The sequence below is a fragment of the Luteibacter sp. HAY1-4A genome (genome assembly GCF_056755355.1).
The window spans coordinates 137,273-158,259 of record NZ_JBNDHZ010000001.1 but is presented as its reverse complement, the minus strand read 5'-3'; the positions used below and the strand labels follow the sequence as shown (position 1 = coordinate 158,259).

At 67.6% G+C, this 20,987-nt stretch carries 21 protein-coding genes; 12 read left to right on the top strand and 9 right to left on the bottom strand.

The features are described 5' to 3' along the window. The first annotated feature begins 17 nt into the window (after positions 1-17). Complete coding sequence (locus tag ACPYOD_RS00785; RefSeq protein WP_481299814.1) at positions 18-2,093, top strand: S9 family peptidase; 2,076 nt, start codon at positions 18-20, stop codon at positions 2,091-2,093. On the opposite strand, the gene ACPYOD_RS00780 is transcribed toward ACPYOD_RS00785, so the two are convergent. From ACPYOD_RS00780 to ACPYOD_RS00760, 5 genes are all read right to left on the bottom strand, one after another. After that, positions 2,041-3,654 carry an ABC-F family ATP-binding cassette domain-containing protein gene (locus tag ACPYOD_RS00780; RefSeq protein ID WP_481299813.1) on the bottom strand — a complete coding sequence of 538 codons (1,614 nt, stop codon included), beginning with the start codon at positions 3,652-3,654 and terminating at the stop codon, positions 2,041-2,043. The two genes, ACPYOD_RS00785 and ACPYOD_RS00780, sit on opposite strands and share 53 nt — an antisense overlap. 134 nt (positions 3,655-3,788) lie before the next feature. Further along, a complete protein-coding gene (locus tag ACPYOD_RS00775; protein WP_481299812.1) occupies positions 3,789-5,528 on the bottom strand; it encodes a response regulator in 1,740 nt (579 codons plus the stop codon). Between the two features lie 84 nt (positions 5,529-5,612). Next, on the bottom strand, positions 5,613-6,482 hold the full coding sequence (locus tag ACPYOD_RS00770) for a cobalamin-binding protein (protein ID WP_481299811.1): 870 nt from the start codon (positions 6,480-6,482) through the stop codon (positions 5,613-5,615). Next, the gene (locus ACPYOD_RS00765; RefSeq protein WP_481299810.1) at positions 6,479-7,267 is read right to left on the bottom strand and encodes an ABC transporter ATP-binding protein; all 789 of its coding nucleotides are present in this window, start codon (positions 7,265-7,267) and stop codon (positions 6,479-6,481) included. Before ACPYOD_RS00765 ends, ACPYOD_RS00770 begins: the two co-directional genes overlap by 4 nt. Then, positions 7,264-8,325: a FecCD family ABC transporter permease gene (locus ACPYOD_RS00760; protein WP_481299809.1), complete on the bottom strand. Its 1,062-nt coding sequence runs from the start codon at positions 8,323-8,325 to the stop codon at positions 7,264-7,266. The genes ACPYOD_RS00765 and ACPYOD_RS00760 overlap by 4 nt, the downstream gene beginning before the upstream one ends. Positions 8,326-8,390: 65 nt before the next feature. On the opposite strand from ACPYOD_RS00760, the gene mgrA reads away from it, so the two are divergent. From mgrA to ACPYOD_RS00740, 4 genes are all read left to right on the top strand, one after another. After that, a complete protein-coding gene (gene mgrA, locus ACPYOD_RS00755; RefSeq protein ID WP_481299808.1) occupies positions 8,391-9,422 on the top strand; it encodes an L-glyceraldehyde 3-phosphate reductase in 1,032 nt (343 codons plus the stop codon). 73 nt (positions 9,423-9,495) lie between these two features. Next, positions 9,496-10,746 carry a hypothetical protein gene (locus ACPYOD_RS00750; protein ID WP_481299807.1) on the top strand — a complete coding sequence of 417 codons (1,251 nt, stop codon included), beginning with the start codon at positions 9,496-9,498 and terminating at the stop codon, positions 10,744-10,746. Position 10,747: 1 nt separating this feature from the next. Further along, on the top strand, positions 10,748-11,569 hold the full coding sequence (locus ACPYOD_RS00745) for a HupE/UreJ family protein (RefSeq protein ID WP_481299806.1): 822 nt from the start codon (positions 10,748-10,750) through the stop codon (positions 11,567-11,569). A 4-nt stretch (positions 11,570-11,573) separates the two neighbouring features. Beyond that, complete coding sequence (locus tag ACPYOD_RS00740; RefSeq protein WP_481299805.1) at positions 11,574-12,383, top strand: DUF4198 domain-containing protein; 810 nt, start codon at positions 11,574-11,576, stop codon at positions 12,381-12,383. Here the strand turns inward: ACPYOD_RS00740 and ACPYOD_RS00735 are convergent. The 3 genes from ACPYOD_RS00735 to ACPYOD_RS00725 form a co-directional block, all read right to left on the bottom strand. After that, entirely contained in the window at positions 12,378-13,370 is a 993-nt protein-coding gene (locus ACPYOD_RS00735) for an alpha/beta fold hydrolase (protein ID WP_481299804.1), read from the bottom strand. The two genes, ACPYOD_RS00740 and ACPYOD_RS00735, sit on opposite strands and share 6 nt — an antisense overlap. 177 nt (positions 13,371-13,547) lie before the next feature. After that, on the bottom strand, positions 13,548-14,399 hold the full coding sequence (locus tag ACPYOD_RS00730) for a helix-turn-helix transcriptional regulator (protein ID WP_481299803.1): 852 nt from the start codon (positions 14,397-14,399) through the stop codon (positions 13,548-13,550). A 49-nt stretch (positions 14,400-14,448) separates the two neighbouring features. Then, positions 14,449-15,087, bottom strand: a complete 639-nt coding sequence (locus ACPYOD_RS00725; RefSeq protein ID WP_481299802.1) for a TetR/AcrR family transcriptional regulator — start codon at positions 15,085-15,087, stop codon at positions 14,449-14,451. Between the two features lie 93 nt (positions 15,088-15,180). On the opposite strand from ACPYOD_RS00725, the gene ACPYOD_RS00720 reads away from it, so the two are divergent. Genes ACPYOD_RS00720 through ACPYOD_RS00710 form a run of 3 tightly spaced genes read left to right on the top strand, consistent with a single transcriptional unit; the run spans position 15,181 to position 16,774 of the window. Further along, complete coding sequence (locus tag ACPYOD_RS00720; RefSeq protein ID WP_481299801.1) at positions 15,181-15,846, top strand: O-methyltransferase; 666 nt, start codon at positions 15,181-15,183, stop codon at positions 15,844-15,846. 31 nt (positions 15,847-15,877) lie between these two features. Beyond that, positions 15,878-16,327: a helix-turn-helix transcriptional regulator gene (locus ACPYOD_RS00715; protein WP_481299800.1), complete on the top strand. Its 450-nt coding sequence runs from the start codon at positions 15,878-15,880 to the stop codon at positions 16,325-16,327. A gap of 36 nt (positions 16,328-16,363) precedes the next feature. Further along, positions 16,364-16,774 carry a VOC family protein gene (locus ACPYOD_RS00710; protein ID WP_481299799.1) on the top strand — a complete coding sequence of 137 codons (411 nt, stop codon included), beginning with the start codon at positions 16,364-16,366 and terminating at the stop codon, positions 16,772-16,774. Here ACPYOD_RS00710 and ACPYOD_RS00705 read toward each other — a convergent pair. Further along, positions 16,758-17,243: a nuclear transport factor 2 family protein gene (locus tag ACPYOD_RS00705; RefSeq protein WP_481299798.1), complete on the bottom strand. Its 486-nt coding sequence runs from the start codon at positions 17,241-17,243 to the stop codon at positions 16,758-16,760. The genes ACPYOD_RS00710 and ACPYOD_RS00705 overlap by 17 nt on opposite strands. Positions 17,244-17,348: 105 nt before the next feature. Between ACPYOD_RS00705 and ACPYOD_RS00700 the strand changes: the two genes are divergently transcribed. The 4 genes from ACPYOD_RS00700 to ACPYOD_RS00685 are packed head-to-tail and all read left to right on the top strand — an operon-like array spanning position 17,349 to position 20,979. Beyond that, positions 17,349-18,038, top strand: coding sequence for a DUF3348 domain-containing protein (locus tag ACPYOD_RS00700; RefSeq protein WP_481299797.1), 690 nt, complete (start codon positions 17,349-17,351; stop codon positions 18,036-18,038). Between the two features lie 10 nt (positions 18,039-18,048). Beyond that, complete coding sequence (locus tag ACPYOD_RS00695; protein WP_481299796.1) at positions 18,049-19,926, top strand: coiled-coil domain-containing protein; 1,878 nt, start codon at positions 18,049-18,051, stop codon at positions 19,924-19,926. Next, positions 19,923-20,573, top strand: coding sequence for an OmpA family protein (locus tag ACPYOD_RS00690; RefSeq protein ID WP_481299795.1), 651 nt, complete (start codon positions 19,923-19,925; stop codon positions 20,571-20,573). Before ACPYOD_RS00695 ends, ACPYOD_RS00690 begins: the two co-directional genes overlap by 4 nt. Next, positions 20,563-20,979 (top strand): DUF2894 domain-containing protein, encoded by a 417-nt coding sequence (locus tag ACPYOD_RS00685; RefSeq protein ID WP_481299794.1) that lies wholly within the window; start codon positions 20,563-20,565, stop codon positions 20,977-20,979. Before ACPYOD_RS00690 ends, ACPYOD_RS00685 begins: the two co-directional genes overlap by 11 nt. Positions 20,980-20,987 lie beyond the last annotated feature (8 nt).

Sequence of the window (20,987 nt, the reverse complement as noted above, 5' to 3'; positions counted from 1 at the left end):
TCGCCAGGAGTGAATCCATGAAACCGTTCCGGGACTGGCTCGGGGCGCTCCTGGCGCTCGCCCTTACAATGCCTGCTTTCGCGACCGACGCCGCCTTCCGGCAGGCGGTGCGCGACGAGCAGGCGCGCGCAAAGGCGCCGCGTTTCGAGCGTGCCGACTTCCTAGTGCGGCCGTCCATTACCCACGTCGCGCTTTCGCCGGACGGCACCCGGTTGGCCTTCCTGCGTGGTACGGACGAGCGGCGCGGACTCTGGTTGAGGGAGCCGGACGGAAGCGAAAGGCAACTTCTGGCCTCCAGCGATGCGACCGATCTTTCCTGGACGCACGATGGCCAGTGGCTGTTGGTCGTCTCCCCGCGCCGCCTCTTCGCGGTCGCGATGGCCGGCGGCCGGACATCTCGACTGTTGACGCAACTCGGCGGCATCGACGAGCGCACCTTCATGGGCGTCGACCCTTCGCGGCCGGCATCGGTCGTCGTGCACGAGCGCGAAGGGCGCTTGCTGCGCATCGATATCGATGGCAGGCAGACCGTAGTTGCCGAGGTTCCGCAACGGATCGACGGCTACGCGTTCGATCGCCTGGGCCGCCTGCGCTTCCTGCAGGCCATGCAGGACGATGCGCTCGTCATCTGGCAAGTGCCGCCTCGCGGCGCGCTGCGTGAGGTGCTGCGATGCGCTTCGATGCACCGTTGTACCTTGTGGCCGCTGACGGATGACGAAGGCAGGGCAGTGGTGCTCGGGGACATCGGCCGAAGCCGGAGAACATTGCAACGCCTGGAAACGGGTGGCCGCGTAGTGAACTTGCTCGACGACGACCGGCCCGACGGCGAACTCGACGAGGTTGCCGCAGATCCGGCATCGGCAAGTCCGCTGCTAGCGCGGTTCGCCGGCACGACGGTGCACTACCGGGGCACGGATGCCTCGGCGCAACGGCATGTCGACGCCATCGAACGGCGCTTTCCGTCGCGCGCGCTGCTAATCCAGCCTGGCGCCTTGCGCTGGCTTGTGACGGAGCGCGGCGGGTCCCTGCAAGGCCCCCGGTACCACCTCTACGATCCGGCCAGCGGACATGTCGACGATGTGCTCGCCGACCCGCCCCGCTACGCTCGCGGCGACGGACCCGCGCACTGGCTTCCCGAGCGCGCGATGGCACGGCAGCTTCCGTTCTCCTGGACGGCTTCCGACGGCATGCGACTGCACGGATTCGTGCGCATACCGCCGGGCGTGGACCCGGCGCGGGTGCCACTCGTCGCCGTGATCCACGGCGGCCCGTGGGCGAACGTCGCCGCCGAAGAGTTCGGTTCCGGCTACGCGCAGTTCCTGGTGAATCGCGGTTACGCGGTCTTCGAGCCCAACTTCCGCGGATCCACCGGCTTTGGTCGCGACTACATGCTCGCCGCGGCCGGCGACTTCGGAAATGGGCGGGTGCACGCGGATATCGTCGAAGGCGTGCGCGCGTTGCTGGGCGATGGCGTGGGCAACCCGGAGCGAGTCGGCATCGTCGGTGCTTCCTTCGGCGGCTACGCGACGCTGCTTGGCCTGACCTGGCAACCCGATCTGTTCCGTGCGGGTGTGGCACTGGTGCCGCCTCCCGACTTCGCATGGGACCTCGCGTGGATCGCGCGAAGCCGCGAGGCTGAAGCGCTTTCGCGCAAGCTTCCGTTCGAGCGGTGGATGTCGCTCATGGATATCGACCTTGCCGACAAGGCACGCATGGAGCGTCTTCACGCGCAGTCGCCCCTTGCGAATACGATGCGCATGACACGTCCGTTGACGATCGTCGCGGGAGGAGAAGACCAGCGCGTGGCCCTGCGCGGCGTGCTCGGCTACGCCGCGGCGATGAAGCTGCAGGGGAACGACCTGACACTGATCGTCGACCCCGTCGCGGGCCACGCCAATGAGAGCGCGGTGGCGCGCGAGGCGGTGATGTACCTCCTTGGCGACATGTTCCACCGCTATCTGGGAGGCGCTGCCGAGACGCCGCCGGACCCAGCGCTGCGCGACTACCTCGTGCGTAACCTTCGGCTGGGCGGCCCGGACCTCACCACGGCTGCATCCGCCAGCCCTCCGGCGCCGGTGAAAGCCGGTCCGTGAGGTTGAGACGGGCGAGGAACGCCTCATCGTGCGACACCACGACGAGCGCGCCCTCGTACTGCAGGAGCATCGCCTCGAGGGCCTCGAGCGAGGCGATGTCGAGGTGGTTGCCGGGTTCGTCGAGCAGGAACAACTCCGGTGGCGGCTCCGCGACCAACGCATGGGCGAGTGCCGCCTTCAGGCGCTCGCCGCCGCTCAGGTTCCCCGTCGGCACGCCGACGGTGTCCGCGTCCAGGCCGATCAAGGCAAGGCGCAGGCGCAACGCGTCTTCGGGTGCCGACGGCGCGGCGTCGCGCATTTGCTCGATCAGCGCACGGGCCGGATCAAGCGTAGCGAGCCGCTGATCGAGCCACGCCACGCGAACGGGCACGTTGACCCTTCCGGCCATGGGCTCGATGCGGCCGGCAAGCAGGTGCAGGAGTGTCGACTTGCCGCTGCCATTCGGGCCGGAGACGCCTACGCGCTGGCTCCCCCTGATGATCAGGTCGATCGGTTGCGCTCCCTCGCGCATGTGTGGAAGCACTACGTCTTCGAGCACCGCGACACGCCGGCCGCCGATCCGGGCAGTCTCTGGCGTGAGCACGGCGGGCGTCTGGTCGTCCGCCACAAGCCGCGCCGCATCGGCCACCTTCCCAGCCAGCGTCTCGCGCATGGCATCCCGTTGCCTGTCGAGCTTGCCTGCCGTGGCTTCGCTGCGGCTCTTTCGTCCGCCGAGCATGATGCGCGGCAGGTTCGCGTCGCCGGCATCGCGCCGTCCGCGCGCCTGTCTTCGCGTCTGCCGTTCCTCCTGTTCGCGCATCGCCTGTTCGGCGCGTTTCCGTTCGAGACGGCTCGCGTCCAGCGAACGCCGCGCGGCCGCCTGCTCCTCGCCGTGCGCTTCCATGTAGAAGGCATAGTTGCCGCCGTAGCTGCGCAACCCTTGCGGTGATAGTTCGACGATACGCGCCATGTCGCCGAGCAGCTCGCGATCGTGGCTCACGACGAGCACGCCGCCCTTCCATGCGCGAAGCCACCGGCGCAACTCGCGCCGCGCATCGCGGTCGAGGTGGTTGCTGGGCTCGTCGAGGATCAGGTAATCGGCCTGGCACAGGCGCGCGCCGAGCAGGCCGATGCGCATGGCCTCCCCGCCGCTCAAGGTGTTCGTGCGCCGGCAGGGATCGACGTGGCCCAAGCCTTCCGCGTGCAGCGCGTCGCGCAGGCGCTCGCGAATGTCCCAGCGGTCGCCCACCGCATCGAAGTCCCGTTGATCGCTGCTCCCCGCCTCGATCCGCTCAAGCGCGGCCATCGTGTCGCCCACGCCGGCGAGTTCCGCTGCCGAAGCCGTGATGTCGTCGGCGACGCGTTGCGCGAGGTAGTACACCGTTCCGGCACGTGCGACACGTCCGCCTGTTGGCGTCTCCCGTCCGGCCAGCATGCGTGCCAGCACGCTCTTGCCCACGCCGTTGCGTCCGACGAGCCCCGTGGGGCGTTCGTCGAAGGATTCGTGGAGATCGGTGAAAAGCGTCCTGCCATCCGGCAGGACATACGTGACGCCTTCGAGCGTCAGGAATGGTTTCGTCATGCGTCTTTCCAGTCATGCCACACGCACTTCCCAAAGAAGGGAAGATCGATGTCGGCCCGAAGTTCGGGCGTGGGGCATTACTGGCGCATGGGACGACTACCTCATGAAGCGATTCGCGAAAATCATACTACGGATCAGGACGGCATCACCTGCTCCACCATACTCGCCAGCGCTGCCTGCGAATACGGCTTGGCGAGCCGCGGCAGATCGATCTGTGGGCCGGCGGGAAGGTCGGCATACCCCGTGGCGAGCACGATGGGCAGCGCGGGATAGCGTTCGCGCAACCGGACCGCGAGTTGCGTGCCGGTCATCTGCGGCATGGCGTGGTCGGTGATCACGAGATCGACAGCCGCTTCCTCGATCAGGTTCAAGGCTTCGGCGCCGGAGCGCGCGGCCACGACGGCGTAGCCCAGGTCTTCCAGCATTTCCACCGTGGTGGCGCGAACCAGTTCGTCGTCGTCCACGGTAAGGATGCGCAAGGTGCGGGTGGACGGAATGCGACAGAAGGTAGGCGTAGCTAGCGGCGCCACTGGTACCGCGTCCTGGAGGGCCGGTGCCGCAGGGAGCCAGATTTCCGCCGTGGTGCCTTCGTCCTTCCTGCTGCGCATGACCAGCGCGCCGCCCAGCTGCTCGGCCAGGCCGTGCACCATCGACAACCCCAGGCCGGTGCCCTTGCCCACGCCCTTGGTCGTGAAGAACGGTTCGATCGCGCGTTTCAGGGTGGCTTCGTCCATGCCCGATCCCGAGTCGGACAGCGACAGGCGGACGTAGTGTCCGGGCCGCACCGGTCCGTCGGAATGGCGCACCCACTTCTCCGCGGTGGAGATGACGATGGTGCCGGCTCCGTCCATGGCGTCACGGGCATTCACCGCCAGATTTAGCAACGCCGATTCGAGCTGGTTGGCATCGGCCTCCACGGGAGGAACGCCGGCCGCGAACCGGGTCTCGACCACAATGGTGCCGCCCAGCGACCGCTGCATCAATTCCTTCATGCCTTCCACGAGCGTGCGCAGGTCGACGCGCTCGGTCTTCAGTTCCTGGCGGCGTGCATAGGCGAGCATGCGTCGCGTCAGCGTGCTGCCACGTTGTGCACCGGCCATCGCATTGTCCAGCAGGCGCAGGAGCAATGGCTCCTGCGGCATGCGTTCACGCAGCAGTTCGAGGCTGCCATGCACCGCCATCAGCAGATTGTTGAAGTCGTGCGCGATGCCGCCGGTAAGATTGCCCAGCGCTTCCATCTTCTGCACCTGCATCAGGGCCTGCTCGGCCTTGCGGATGTTCTCCTCGCTGCGTTGCAGGGCCGCAGTGCGTTCGGCCACTTTCGCCTCCAGTTCCTCGCGGAAGCGCCGCTCGCTTTCCCGCACCTCGGCCTCGGCGAGCACACGCTCGGTGGTTTCCACCACGATGGCGATGACGCCGGCCGGCCTGCCGCTTTCGTCCAGCACCGGCGAGTAATCGAGGTTCATCCATACCGGCTCCGGCTTGCCGTGCCGGACCAGGGTCAACTGCTGGTCCTTGTATGCGAGCGTTCCGCCGGCGAGGCCCACACGCATCACGTTGTCGTTGAAGTCGGCCACCTCGGCCCAGCCCTTGCGCACTTCCGAGCCGAGCAACGCCGGGTGCCGGCTGCCGGCGAAGACCGAATAGGCATCGTTGTAGATCATGATGCCCTTCTCGCCCCACAGCAGCACGATCGGCACGGGCGAAAGCAGCAGCATGCCCGTTACCGTGCGCAGGCTCTGCGGCCAGGACTCGATCGGCCCGAGGCCCGTGGCGGTCCAGTCGAAGGCGCGGATCAACGCGCCCGCTTCACCGCCACCATCGAGCCATGCGAGGTGGCGGTCACCGGGCGGGGTGCTGCTGGCGGTCGTCATCGAGGGGTGGATCCCGAGGGTGGATGGCTCGCCGGAGTGTAGCGAAGGCAAATGTGATGGCGACCGCAACGCCTGCCGTCGCCGTTAATGGAAGGCGCGATTCCGGGCCTCGTCGAGCACGCGGCAGAGGGTGGTGACCCCGGACAGGATCGACGGGGAGGGCTGGGCGAGGGTGGGCGCGTCGACGGAAAGCACGTTGCCGTTCTTCGCGGCGGGGAGGAAGCCGGTGCGCTTCCAGTCGTCCAGGCCGCCGCCGTCGCCGCCACCGAGGATGACGTCGGGCCGACGGGCGAGCACCGCCTCGCGGCTGACCGCAGGCGCGGCCTGCGTGAGGTCGGCGAAGACGTTGTCGCCGCCGCAAAGGTCAAGCGCGTCGTCGATGATCTGCGCACGCCCGACCGTCATCAGGGGCCGGTCCCAGACCTGGTAGAAGACCTTCAATCGCCGTTTACCGGCATAGGTGGCCCGCAGCTTTTCCAAGGATGCTTCGAAGGTGCGGGCACGTACTTCCGCCGTGGCTTCTGTGCCCGCCAGGACGCCGAATCGCCGTAGTGCCGAAGGCACGTCGGCCAGACGCGCCGTTTCCGCGTAGTACACCGGTAAACCGAGGCGGACGAGCTTGTCCACCTGTGCGACGGTATTGCCGCTCTTCCACACGATGACGATGTCCGGCTTCAGGCCGACGATCCGCTCGAGGTCGATCATCGTGGCGTCGCCCACCACCGGCACTTTTTTCGCTTCCGCCGGATATTCCGTGAACCGCGAGGTGCCGAGCACGTAGGCACCCGCGCCCGCGGCGAACAGGGTGTCGGTGACGTTGGGGGCCAGGCTCACGATGCGGTGCGCCGGCGCGGGGAGCGACACCGTCCGGCCCGCGTCGTCGACCACGGTGACGGTGGTGGCGGCCGAGGTGCCGGCGACGAGCAGGGCGAGGGTGGCGACGAAACCTTTCATGGCGGCGTTCCGTGCAGGCGTCCGGCGCGGAAGAACGGCTCGTCGCCGAGCAGCACGCCGTGGATGGGATGGTGGAACGCGGCGGTGAGATGCTCGCTGGTCACGACTTCGTCCTTCAGTCCCGCCAGGGCACCGCCCTTGCCGTCGAGCAGCACCGCGTGGGTTGCATGCTGGAAGGCCAGGTTGATGTCGTGCACGGTATAGACCACCGACTTGCCATGCACGGCCGCGGCGCGCATCAATTCGTGCAGCGTCTTCATCTGATGGTGCAGGTCCAGCGACGACAGCGGTTCGTCCAGGAGCAGCACGTCCACGTCCTGCGTGAACAGCGTGGCGATGTTCACGCGCTGGCGTTCGCCACCCGACAGCGTGGTCACGTCGCGGTCGGCCAGCGCCTCGAGCTCGAACGTGTGCAGGGCATGCTCCGCGGGGCCGGTATCGCTCTCGCCCCACGCCCAGAACGGCAGGCTCGGATGGCGTGCCGACATCACCGCCTCCATCACGGTGAGGCTGAAGGCGTCCACGATCGTCTGCGGCAGGAACCCGCGCCGGCGCGCGAGCTCGATGGGACGATAGCCGCCGATATCGCGGCCACCGAGCAGCACGCGACCACCGTCCGCGGCGCGCAAACCCGCCAGCGTGCGCAACAGCGTGGACTTGCCCGCGCCGTTCGGACCGAGCACGCACCACACCTGCCCCGGCGCTACGCGCATGTCCAGCGCTTCGACAAGGATACGGCCGCGCATCGACAGCGCGAGCGATTCGGCGACGAGATCGAGGCTCATCGCCGCCGCACCAGAAGGAACATGAAGGTGGGCACGCCGATCACGGCCATCACCGCGCCGACCGGCAGCTGGATGGGATCGGCCACGACGCGCGAGACGGTATCGGCGATGGTGACGACGATGCCGCCACCGATGGCGCAGGCGGGAAGCAGGACGCGCTGGTCGTTTCCGACGAGGCGACGTAACGCATGGGGAACCACGAGACCCACGAAGCCGACCGTTCCCGCCGTGGTGACGGCCACGGCGGTGGCGACCGATGCGATGACGAAGATGGCCGACTTCACCACGGGGGGGCGCACGCCGAGCGCGCTGGCCGACTCTTCGCCGCGCATCAGCAGGTTTAACTGGCGGCCGAGCGGCGCGATGAAGAGCACGCAGGCCAGCAGCACGAACACGGGAAGCAGCCAGTTGGCCACGCCGCTGAGGTCGCCCATCATCCAGAAAAGCATGCCGCGCAGGTTCCTGTCGGGAGCGAGCACCAGCATCATGCTGACGATGGCGCCGAAGCCGGAGGCCAGCATCACGCCGATGAGAATGAGGTCGGTGGAATCTTCGCGCTGTGCCGCACGGGCGCGGGCGAGCAGGTCGCGATGCGCAAGCACGAACACTCCCACGCAGGCGAGTAGCGCACCGGCGGCCGCGCCCATCGCGGTGATCGCCGCACCGGCACCGGCCAGCATCGCGCCCAGGGCGCCCACGGCCGCGCCGCCGGACAGGCCCAACGTGTAGGGATCGGCGAGGGGATTGCGCACGAGGATCTGCATGAGGCAACCGGAAACCGCCAGCAGGCCACCCACGCCATAGGCCGCGACGGCGCGCGGCACGCGCAGGTCCCAGACGATGGCGTGCATGGCGGTGTCCGCCGGCGATACCAGCGCCTGCCAGGACGCCGCCACCGTGGAATCGGCACCGCCGAGCAGCACGGAACCGAGCACCACCGCCAGGCCGCACACCAGCATGCCGACCCACAGCCGGAGGGCCGAAGCGAAGGTGGTCATGCGGGGTAGCGCCGGCTCGCGACGGGCGGCTGCCAGGTCCAGGTGATGTCGTCGATGCATGCTCCGGAAGCGTAACATGAGGGGCTTCATCCGGCCGTCCCCCACTACCCCACCGGAGTTCCCCGATGACCTACCAGGCAGCCTCGGATCGTTACGACAACCTCATGCCCTACCGCCGTTGCGGGCGCAGCGGCATCGACCTTCCCGCCATCTCGCTCGGCCTGTGGCAGAACTTCGGCGGTGCCGATGTTTTCGAGACCGGCCGCGCGATCCTGCGCCGCGCCTTCGACCGCGGGGTGACGCACTTCGACCTCGCGAACAATTACGGCCCGCCGTACGGATCGGCCGAAGAGAATTTCGGCCGGGTAATGGCGAGCGACTTCGCACCCTACCGCGACGAGCTGATCATCTCGACGAAGGCCGGCTGGGACATGTGGCCGGGTCCCTATGGCGGCATCGGCGGCAGTCGGAAGTACCTCATCGCCAGCCTCGACCAGTCGCTGAAGCGCATGGGCCTCGACTATGTCGACATCTTCTACTCGCATCGCGTGGACCCCACGACGCCGCTCGAGGAAACGATGGGCGCGCTGGCGCACCTGCACAGGCAGGGCAAGGCGTTGTACGTGGGCATCTCCAGCTATTCGCCGGAGCTAACGCGCAAGGCGGCCGCCATCCTTGCCGAAGAGCGCGTGCCGTTGTTCATCCACCAGCCGAACTACTCCATGTTCAACCGCTGGATCGAGGACGGACTGCTCGACACGCTGGAAAGCCTCGGCACCGGATGCATCGCTTTCTCGCCGCTCGCGCAAGGTCTGCTCACCTCGAAGTACCTCGGCGGCATTCCCGCCGATGCGCGCGTCACGCGGGACGGCTCGCTCGCCAAGACACAGTTGAACGAGACGAACCTCGAGCGCATCCGCGCGCTGAACGCCATCGCCGAACGCCGCGGCCAGACGCTTGCGCAGATGGCCATCGCATGGGTGCTGCGCGATCCGCGAGTCACCTCGGCACTCATCGGCGCCCGTACCGTCGCCCAGCTCGATGACTCGCTGGGTGCCCTTCGCGGGTTGGCCTTCTCGGCGGAAGAACTGGCCGAGATCGACCGTTACGCAAGCGATGGCGGGACGGATCTCTGGAAGGAATCGGCCATCCTCTGAGGCCTAAAGATTTCGACAGCCCGGCGCGGCGCTTTCGCATGTACTGGACGTACCTCATTCGGGTATGTCTCCCATGCGAAACCGTCTCGTCCTCCTGCTCGCGCTGGCTCCGGTCCTGGGCGTCCTCGGCATCACCGACGCCAGGGCATCCGATCACCTCGACACCCCCACCGTGGCCGCAGACCCGCGCGCCGACATCGGCGACGTGTACGCCTGGACCTCGCCGGACGGCCGACGGCTGAACCTTGCGATGACGATCGTCGGGCACAGTTTTTCCGACCGTATCGCCTATACGTTCCATATCGACAGCGGGCAACGCTTCGGCGACACGACCGCGAGCGCGACGCTCACCTGCCGCTTCAGCGCCTCGTATGCCGCGCAATGCGCGGTGGGGAACGAGCGGGCGAACGGGCTGGTCGATACGCCCGACGGCTTTGCGTCAGCAAGCGGACGGCTGAGAGTGTTCGCCGGCCGGCGCGACGATCCCTTCTTCAACAACGTGAAAGGGTCGCGCAGTGCCTTCGAGGTCGCCGCGGCGGCGCTGAAGGCTGGCGTGACGATGGACGCCGACGGCTTCCCCGCATTCGATGTAGCGACCGTCGCTTCGATCCGCGAGCACTGGCGACAGACCGACGGCGGCCCCGGCAAGAACTTCCTGGCCGGCTGGAGCCCGACCTGCATCGTGGTCTCCGTCGATCTTGGCGTGGTGAACGCAGGCGGCCCGTTGCTGGCGGTGTGGGGCGAAACAGCGACGGACCGTGGCCGCGTCGATCGCGCAGGCCGGCCGCTCACCGGTAACGCGTTGCTGGCGCCGCTCGCACCCGATGCCGTGAGCGACCGGCTCAAGGAGCGCTACAACCGCGCGGAGCCTGCGACATCCCGACAATTCGTTTCCGACATTCAGCGCAGTCTCGGCCTCTATGACGGTTACGACGGCATTCGCGGGAACCAATGGCTCGCCGACATGCAGGCGCCGGCGGGGGAACGCTACAAGCGCCTCGCAATCCTGCTGGCCGATGACAGGCTATGGGTAAACAGCGCCAACGAAAAGTGCACGCAGCTGTTCGCGATAGAGCTCGCGGCGCTTTCGGGCCGCGCGGATCTTTCGCACGACTGCGGCGGACGTACCCCGAACTACGATGCGTCGAACGTCTATCGCTCGCTTCTTGCAGCCGGAGACACCCGCAGCATCGACGACGGCGTACACCAGGACGATCGTGTGCACTCCACCACCCGCTTCCCGTTCCTTGCCGCGGCGGAAGGCATCCTGCCCGCGACTTCGCCGGCGCCCGCGGGCAGTGCACGCAGTGACTACCGTGAGTAGGGTGTCGACTCACGCCATCGCCGTGGCCGCAGCGGTTTCCGTGGCATGGGCGGGCAGCGCCACGGCGCATGCGGGTACCGGACTCGCCGGTGGATTCGGTGCGGGATTCGCACATCCGTTCGGGGGCATGGATCATCTGCTGGCCATGGTGTCCGTGGGACTATGGGGAGCCTTCCTTGGCGAACCGTTGGTCTATCGGCTGCCTGTCGTTTTTCCGGGCCTGATGGTCGTGGGCGCGATCCTGGGCATGTGCGGCGTGATGCTCCCACCGGTGGAATGGGGCATCGCTTTCTCCGTGTTCGCGCTGGGGCTCTGCATCGCTTGCGCATGGCGGCCGCCGGTCGGGCTTGCCATGGCCATCGTGGCTGTGTTCGGACTCTTTCACGGTTACGCGCATGGCAAGGAGCTGCCGTCGGCAGCCGATCCCGTCGGGTACGCTGCCGGCTTCGTGCTGGCGACCGGTTCGCTGCATGTGTTGGGCATCGGCCTCGGTGTCGTCAACCGCTGGCGTTGGGGTGTGCGCCTGCTTCGATGTGCCGGCGCGGCCATCGCGGCGACAGGCGTCGCGTTCGTCATCGGCGCCGCACGGAATGAGGATGCCGGGCACGCGGTCGTGCCGACGCCGTGGCTCATGCTGATCCTGGCTATCGCGGTCATCGCGGTGTCGTGTGCCGTCATGGCGCGACGCTCGTCGGCGGCGCCAAGTGCGCCCGCCATGGCCTGGCGTGTGCTGTTGAGCTGGCTGGTTGCCGTGGCCTTGCTCACTGCAACCCTTGCGTGTCTTCCCATCACCCCGGGCTATGCGCCCGATCACCTCGAGTAAGCCCATGCGCCGCGCAATCTTCTGGATGGTCCTCGCCGTCGGTGGTCAGGCCACCGCACACGATTTCTGGGTGCAGCCGCAGGCGTTCCGCGTGCAGCCCGAAGCGACGACGGCATTCACCCTGCAAGTGGGGCATGGGCCCTACCGGCAACGCTCGCCCATCGCCGCTCCGCGAATCATCAGGTTCGAACGTTTCGGCCCCTCCATGAGAGAGGACGTGCGCAAGGCGTTGCATCCGGGCGGGCCGGCAGAAGACGGCGCGCTCGCCTTGCCGGCCCAAGGTACGTACATGCTGGTTCTGGAAACCGACGATCGTGCCGAAAGCCATCTGCCGTCGTTGCGCTTCAACGATTACCTCGTGGCGGAAGGACTCACACCCGCGCTCGAACGGCGCAAGCGCGAACATCGCATGGACTACGACGAAACCGAGGTCTACAGCCGGCGCGCGAAAGTGCTCATGCAATCCGGCGCGTTCATTGCCACCAAGCAGGCCGCGGTCACCGAGCCCGTGGGCATGGTGCTGGAAATCGTGCCCGAAGTGAACCCGTATGCGTTGCCGCGTCCACCGGCTTTGCCGGTGCGCGTCGTGTACCTGGGAAAAGCGCTGGCTGGTGCCACCGTGAAACTCACCGACCTCGACCACGACGAACGGCCCGTGGAAGTCCATGTCACGGACGAGGCCGGCCGTGCGACGTTCGCACTGCCGGCCCATGGCCACTGGCTGCTCAATGTGATCTGGACGCGTGCGCTGCCCGCCGATGGAGAAGCCGATTACGAAACCGACTTCTCCAGCCTCAGCTTCGGCTTTTCATGAGGCGGCCCAGAGGCTCCTCGCTTCGGCGGCGATGACGTCGGGGAATTCCTCGGGGAAGAAGAGCTTCGCCTCGGCGATACGGCGCACGCCTTTCGACCGGGCGAACGTGCGGTCCAGATACTCGGCACCCGCGGGCGAGAAGATCGTGTCCGACATACCCCAGACCACGCGCATAGGCGCTTCGCAGGCGGCGAGCTTCGGTCCTATGCCGGCCAGCGAGTTGTCCTCCAGCGCCAGCGCATAGGCATGCGTGCGTTTGGGATGGGCAACCAGCGGCGAAAGGTACACGTCGAGCGCTTCGTCGGTCGGCTGGCCGGGCTTGCAGAAGGTCATGCCGCCGAGGCCCTGCGGCGAGCGTGCCAGTGCCTTGTCCTGGAGCCATGGGCGTAGCCATGTGTCCACATAGGTGCCTTGATGCGACATGGCGATCACCGGTGCCATGGCCGCCGGCGGGCACTCGTGTTCCGTGTCGCAGTTGGTGAGGAGCAGGGTGCGCACGCGGCCGGGATGCCGTGTCGCCAGCAATTGCGCCACGGCGCCGCCGCTGTCGTTCGCCACGATGTCGGCCCGGCCTATGCCCAAGGTGTCCATGAAGGAAATCAACATGTCGGCCTGTTCCGCGGGCGCCACGCTCTGGCCCGTTGCCGGTTCCGTGTATCCGAGGCCGAGGAAATCGGGGGCGACACAGCGTCGTGTGTCCGACAACAGCGGAAGCACGCCCCGCCACTGGAAGCCGTTCAACGGAAAGCCGTGGAGGAAGAGCGCGGCATCGCCACTGCCTTGTTCGACATAGGCGATGTTGCCGAACCGCGTACGCGCATATCGCCGCGCGGCCGAGAACGCGCGTGCATCCAGTGCCTTTGGCGGCGATGGCGACGCCAGCCTTGCCACGCCCGGGGCGCAGGCGGCGAGGGTACCGGCGGCCAGACTGCCCGCGGCCAGGCGCACGAAGGCACGGCGGCCGAAGTCGGTGGTTCCACTGCTCACGATCGATCTCCGTTGGTGCCGCCCAGTGCGGCGAACGTCAGGAGACCATGGCCGCCCGGGTCGCGGCTGTCGAAAAATTTATGTGTTGCGTTGATGGTCCGCGTTTCAGTCGTTGGTGCCTGCCTTCGCAGGTAACGACAGTGGGACGATTGGGAATCGCTCTCTGTGGGAGCCGCTTCAGCGGCGATGGACGTCTCGCCGGAAATCGGCCGGCGTGCGCCCATAGGCCTGGCGGAATGCCGCCGTGAAATGGCTGTGGCTGGAGAAACCCAGGTCGGCCGCGAGCGCGGAGAGATCGAGGTCGGGGCGCGCCATCAGGTCCAGCGCACGGGCGAGCCGCAGGCGCAGCTGGTAGCGATACAGCGGAATGCCTTCCACCTTCTGGAAAACCTGGGTGAGGTAGACGGGCGAGGCGCCGATCTCCGCGCCCACCTCGGCCAGCGACCAGCGCCGCGAGAGGTCGCTCGCCAGCAGCAGCTTCACGCGGTTTGCCAGGCGATGCTGGCCTTCGGTGGCATGCGTGGCCTGCGTGCCGCGGGGCCCGAGACTGCGGCTGACGAGGTCGAGCAGCAGCGCTTCGGCTTCCATCGGCTCCATGGTGCCGCGGTCCAGACCATGACGAAGCGAAGCCACCAGGGCCTGGGCATCGGTATCGATGCGCCGATGCTGCACGCGGAACCCGGGATTCGCCCGCCGGTCGAGCAGCGCCGAGGGAGCCAGTTCATCCAGCAGCGCGGGCGGAAGTTGCAGCGACAGGCTGGCGTCGCTGCCCTCTACCGGATGCGCGATCCGATAGCCTTCGTCGGCATTGAAGAACACCACGTGGTTGGCATCGGCCACGGCCTGGTCGCGGCCGACATGACGCACATAGACACCGCGGTAAGGAAAGACCAGATACGTGGAAGCGGCACATTCCTCGGGCCCGCTATGTGCGCAACCGCCGTGGCAGACCATGTTGCGCACGGAGACGCTCGCGGTATCCAGCGAGGCGGTAACGTCGAGCTCGTTCGTGGCGGTGGACTGGGGCATCGGTTGGGCCTCCGTCGCGAGCCTAGCACGCGTACCCCTTGCCCGTTCCTCAGGCGCCGCGCGCCCCCAAATCGGCAAGGTACGCGCACAGCATGTCCGCCATCGCATCGGCGTATGTGCCGATCTCGTCGTCGCTGCGCGGCCGCTCCGAAAATTCCTTGCCGACAACGCTCAGGGTGGTCTTGATGAGATCTCCGGCGAGGGCACGCACCGCTGGCGAAGCATCGGGCAGCGCTTCCGCCATGAAGTCCGCGACGATCCGCTTCCCGGCGGCCCGCACCTCGTGTGCCTCCGGCGCATCGCGGTAGAGCGGCGCGGCATCGTTGAGCGCCACGCGCATATCGGCCTCTTCGCACTCCGAGCGGAGGAAGGCATGTACCAGTGCGCGCAACCGCTCCAGCGGCGGTCGCGACGTGTCCTGCAGGATGCCCCGTAGCATGTCGCTGGTCTGCCGCCACTCGTCGCTCTGCAAACGGAAAAGGATGGCGGCCTTGTTCGGGAAGTACTGGTAAAGCGAGCCGACGCTCACGCCGGCCTTCTCGGCCACGCGGGCGGTGGTGAAACGCTGCGCGCCTTCCTTCGCCAAAACCTGAGCAGCCGCTTCTAGCACCGCGGTAACCAGATCGTTCGAGCGGGCCTGTTTCGGCTGTTTTCGCGAGGAAATAAGGGGGTTCGGGCGGTCGCTCATGACGGTCCTGGCAATGCGAATAGGAAACCTGACGAATCAGTCGCATTCTAGTCCGGCCGGCAAACCTCTGCATTCCTACTGGAGCACTTCCGCATGACCACCCTGGCTTCCGCCCCCCTGGCTTCCCTGCTCGACCGCCTGTTCGAGGAGGCCGACGCCACCTCGCCGATGTCGGTACCTTCCATCGCCGCCGTGCCGCGCGACGAACACGAGCGCCTGATGCGCAGCAAGACCGACTACGCTGAATTCTACGGACGGCTGAAGGATTTCCCGCTGGCCGTGTCGCGCGCGACGGGTCGCCTCCTCTACATGCTCGCCCGCGGCTGCGGTGCGCGCAACGTCGTGGAGTTCGGTACGTCGTTCGGCATTTCCACCATCCACCTCGCCGCCGCACTGCGCGAAAACGGCGGCGGCCGGTTGATCACCAGCGAATTCGAGCCGTCGAAGGTCGTGCGGGCGCGCGCCAATCTCGAGGCCGCCGGTCTCATGGACCTCGTGGAAATCCGCGAAGGCGACGCCTTGCAGACACTGGCGACGAATCTCCCGGACACGATCGACCTCATGCTGCTCGACGGTGCGAAGGCGCTCTACCCCGAAATACTGGACCTCGTGGAAAGCCGTCTCCGTCCTGGCGCGTTCGTCATCGCCGACAACGCGGACTACAGCCCCGACTACCTCGCGCGCGTGCGCTCGGCCGGTGGCGGTTACCTGTCGCTGCCGTTCGACGAGGACGTGGAACTGTCCATGCGTCTCGGTTGAGCCGGCCCGGCTGGCGTGACACGATCCGTGCATGTCCAGCCGGTCCCTCACCGCGCAGCACTTGCGCGACCTTGCCCGCCTTCGTCGCGTTCGCGACCGGATCGACCGTGACTACGCGCAGCCGCTCGACGTGGAAGCGCTGGGACGTGCGGCGGGCATGTCGGCGGGCCACTTGAGCCGGCAGTTCCGCCTGGCGTATGGCGAGTCCCCGTATTCGTACCTGATGACGCGACGTATCGAGCGCGCCATGGCGCTGTTACGCCAGGGCGAGCTGAGCGTCACCGAGGTTTGCTTTGCCGTCGGCTGCGCGTCGCTGGGTACCTTCAGCACCCGTTTCGCCGAACTGGTGGGCATGCCGCCCAGTGTCTACCGGACGAAGGAAGCGCAAGCCACGGACGGCCTGCCGCCCTGCGTGGCGAAGCAGGTGAGCCGACCCGTCAGGAATCGAGAAGCGCCCGTGGAAGAACCGACCGTAGACTGATCGCCGTGGACTTCGCCACGTATGGGAACGATCGTCATGGATATCAGCATCTACTCAAGCTTCCTTCCGCAGGTGGACCCGGACGCGTCGCTGGCCTTCTACCGCGACACGCTCGGTTTCGAGGTGCGCAAGGACGTGGCCTATGGCGGCATGCGCTGGATCACCGTCGGGCCTAAGGGCCAGCCGGATACGTCCATCGTCCTGCATCCGCCGGGCGCCACACCCGGGCTCACGGACGATGAACGCCGCACTATCTCGGAGATGATGGCCAAGGGTACGTACGCCATGATCATCCTCGCCTCGCGCGACCTGGACGCCACCTTCGAGCGCATCCAGGCCACCGGCGCCGAAGTGGTGCAGGAACCGACCATGCAGCCCTACGGCATCCGCGACTGCGCCTTCCGCGACCCGGCGGGCAACCACGTGCGCATCAATGAGGTGAGTTGAGGCGCGAGGCGTGGCTCGCGACGATCACCCAGCCATCGCCCTTGCGCACGTAGGTATCGGTGAACTGGAAGTCCAGCGCGTAGGGCATGCCGTCGCTCTTGCCTTTCACTCGCGTGATGCCGGTGACCACGGCGGCATCGCCGTACACGCGCACCTTGGAGTCGCGATTGCGGAACACGTCGTACTTCGTGCCGCCGCGCAGGTCGGCCACTTCGTCCGCGCGCGTCGTCACCTTCCCCGTGGAACTGGTCAGCGTGAAGGTCGGGTCCAGGTGCTGTTCCAGCCAGTCGGCGTCCTCGCGCTCGTATGCGCCGCAGATCTCGCGTTCGGCCTGGAGGATCTGCTTGACGTCTTGCGCCTGCGACGGCGCCACGTCCTTCGCCGGGGCACCCTGGCTCATGGCCAGCGCGGCGGCGGCCAGGAGGAGAGGCAGGAGTTGGCGCGGACGGCAGGGGAGGTCGGTTTGCATCGGCATCGCCTTCCTGGAGGGGTGCGCCATGGTGCTACATGAACGGCCCGTGCGGGGTGAAGTCGCGCTTACCGTGTAAAATCGCGGTTTTTCTCAAGAATAACCGTGCAAGCTCACCAGCGGACCCCCGTCCGCGGCCCGACCTTCATCCGCCTGCTCGCCCGCCTCACGGCCGTCGAGGCCGAGGCGTCGGGTCCGTCCCTGCCTGACCGGCTCAGCCGGTGGCTGGACTGGACCCACGCCATCGCGCTGTCCACGGCCCTCGACGGACGCACGCCGCCGGCGCCCGAGGACGTTCCCGCCTTCGACAGCCGGGAGGAGGACGAGTGCGCCCGGGTGCGGGCCGCGCTGGTGAAGGCGATCGAAGGGGCGCGCGAGCTGGCGCCCCGGGCCACCGGACGGCTCGACGCCCCCGCGGACTTTGCGCCGTTCCGCCAGCGCTACCTCACGCTCCAGCGGACGATGCAGGCATCCACCGGGCAGCTGCGCGGCCGCCTTCGCGACATGCTGGCGCAGGTGTCGCCGGCGACGGCCCGTCTGGCGGAGGTGGACGCGGTCATGGAGATGGCGTCGAGCCCCCGGGAGCAGAAGCTCCTGGCCGCCGTGCCGGCGGTGCTCGGCGACCACTTCGACCGGCTGCGCCGCGCGGCAGCGGACGCGGACGAGGGCGCGGCCGCTTCGCAGGACAACTGGCTCGGCAGGTTCCGCGGCGACATGCGCAGCGTGCTGCTCGCCGAGCTGGAGGTACGTTTTCAACCGGTGGAGGCGCTGCTCGCAGCGCTTCGCACCCGCTAATCGGGTAGTCATGGTCAGGAATCTTCTCTACATCGCCGTTTTCCTCGTGGGCTTCATTGCCGTGTGCTGGATCGGGGTGGGTTATGCCGGCTCGAACCCGCTCGGCGCGCTCGTCGCGGTCCTCATCGGTGCCTGCTACCTCGCGGGTGCCCTGGAACTGCAGCGCTACCGCCGGGCCACGCACACGCTGCGCGATGCGCTGGCCGATCTGGCCGACACGCCGCCGGCGCTCGGGCCGTGGCTGGAACGCCTGCATCCGAGCCTGCGCAGTCCGGTGCGCCTGCGCATCGAAGGTGCGCGCATGGCGCTGCCGATGCCGGCGATGACGCCTTACCTCGTCGGCCTTCTCGTGCTGCTGGGCATGTTGGGAACGCTCCTCGGCATGATGGCCACGTTGCGCGGCACCGGCATCGCGCTGGAAAGCGCCACCGATCTCCAGGCCATTCGCGGCTCCCTCGCAGCGCCGGTGAAGGGCCTGGGCTTCGCCTTCGGCACGTCGATCGCCGGTGTCGCCAGCTCCGCCATGCTCGGCTTGCTTTCGGCCCTTTGCCGCCGCGAACGGCTGCGGGTCGTTCAGCGCCTTGATGCGCGCATCGCCACCACGCTGCGTCCTTATTCGCAGGCGCACCAGCGTGACGAGGCGTTCAGGCTGTTGCAGCAGCAGACAGCAACGCTGCCTGCGCTGGTCGAGCGGCTGGAAGCGATGATGGCGTCGGTGGAACGGCAGAACCTCGCGGCGAGCGAGCGCCAACTGCAGAACCAGGAAGCCTTCCACGCACGCACGGAAACGGTCTACACGCGGCTCGCGTCGTCGGTGGAGCAATCGCTCCGCGACAGCGTCACCGAAAGCGCCCGCGCCGCCGGTGCGGCATTCCAGCCCGTCGTGGAATCGACGATGGCCGCGCTCGCCCGTGAAACCGCCAGCTTGCACGACACCGTGACGCAGGCGGTGCAGCGCCAGCTCGACGGCCTGTCCGAGCATGTCGATGCCTCGTCCAGATCGGTCACCGGTGCATGGAAGGATGCGCTCGCCGAAGCCACCGTGGTGTTCCACGAAGGCGGCGCGTCGATGCTCCAGGCCGTGCAGCAATCGCAGGCGCATCTCGAGACCACCCTTGCCACGCGCGACGCCGAACGGCTGGCCGCATGGACGGACGCCCTCTCGGCGACGGCCGCCGAATTGAATGCGCGCATGGAACGCTCCGGCGAGGAAGCCGCGAGCCGGCAGAAGGAAATCTGCGACACGCTGGCCCGCACCGCCGTCGACGTTTCGGAGCGCACGCAGGCGCATGCGAGCCATACCATCGCGGAGGTTTCGCGGCTGGTGGACGCCGCGACGGAGGCACCGCGTATCGCGGCCCAGGTGGTCGCGGAACTGCGCGAGAAGCTCTCCGAAAGCATGGTGCGCGACACGGCGATGCTCGAGGAACGGAGCCGCCTGCTCGCCACGCTGGAAACGCTGCTCGATGCCGTGAACCACGCGTCGACGGAACAGCGCACCGCCGTGGACGCACTGGTGGCCACGTCCGCCGACCTGCTCGATCGCGTCGGGTCGCGTTTCGCGGAACAGGTGGAAACCGAGACCGGCAAGCTTGCCGGCATCGCCGCCGGTATCACGGGCAGCGCCCACGATGTCGCGAACCTCGGCGAAAGCTTCGGCGCGGCTGTCGAAGCCTTCGGCAAATCGAACGAATCGCTCATGGAGCGCCTGGACCGCATCGCCGGCGCACTCGATGCCTCGCTCGCGCGCAGCGACGAACAGCTGGCGTACTACGTGGCGCAGGCGCGCGAGGTGGTCGACCTCAGCGTGCTCTCGCAGAAGCAGATCATCGAAGACATGCAACGCCTCGGTGGCCGCCATGCCGCCACGGGAACGGAAGCGGCATGAGCGACGAACTGGAAATGGAAGGCGAGGCCGGCGTACCTATCTGGGCGGCCTTCGGCGATCTCATGTCCGTGCTGCTGGGTACGTTCGTGCTCATCCTCGTCGGTGTGATCGGCGTGCAGTTGCAGCTGTCGCACCGCCTGGACGAGGAAGTGAAGCAGCGCCAGGCCGAACAGCAGCGTCGTACTTCGTTGGAACAGGCACTGGCCGCGCCGCTCGCTGCCGGCCGCGTCACGCTGGTCGACGGCCGCATCGGCATTCGCGGCAACGTGCTCTTCGCGCTGAACTCCGACCAGCTCCAGCCCGAGGGCCGCGAGGTGCTGAAGAGCCTTGCCGGTCCGTTGTCCAGTTACCTCAAGTCGCGCGACGAGATCCTCATGGTCAGTGGATTCACCGACGACCAGCAGGTACACGACGGCAACCGCCACTTCGCGGACAACTGGGAGCTGTCCGCCGAGCGCGCGCTCACCGTTACCCGCGCCCTTGTCGCCGAAGGTGTGCCCGCATCGTCCGTGTTCGCGGCGGCCTTCGGTTCGCAACAGCCCGTCGATTCGAACCAGAGCGAGGAAGGCCGCGCGAAGAACCGCCGCGTCGAGATCGCGCCCATTTCGAAGCCGTCAGCCACCGCCGCATCGCCCCATGGTCCCTGAGCGAGGCGACCGACCACCGCGCGGCCCGCTCGGCCGGCTCGTGGACGAACTGGCCGGCACGGGGCAGGCGTCCACGTATCCGGAACTGCCTGCGCTGGGTGAGTTCCAGAAGATCTGGTCTCGCGTGCGCACCGAGAGCCAACTGCGGCAGTCGTTGCAGGACACGCCCGAGAACGCCGGCCCGCTCAATTCCAGCGCGCTGGTCCATCGTTCGATGACCCTGATGCGCGAAACCTCGCCGGGCTACCTCCGCCACTTCCTCTCCTACATCGACGATCTGTCGTGGCTGGAACACCTGGGCGAAGGCAGGCCGGCTCCCGCCGTCGGGGGGCAGACGGCGGCCAGTATCGGGAAACGGGGAAAGAGTCCCAGGACCCGGAAGGCACGCACTAAGCCGTCAGCCTGAGCGTCGCT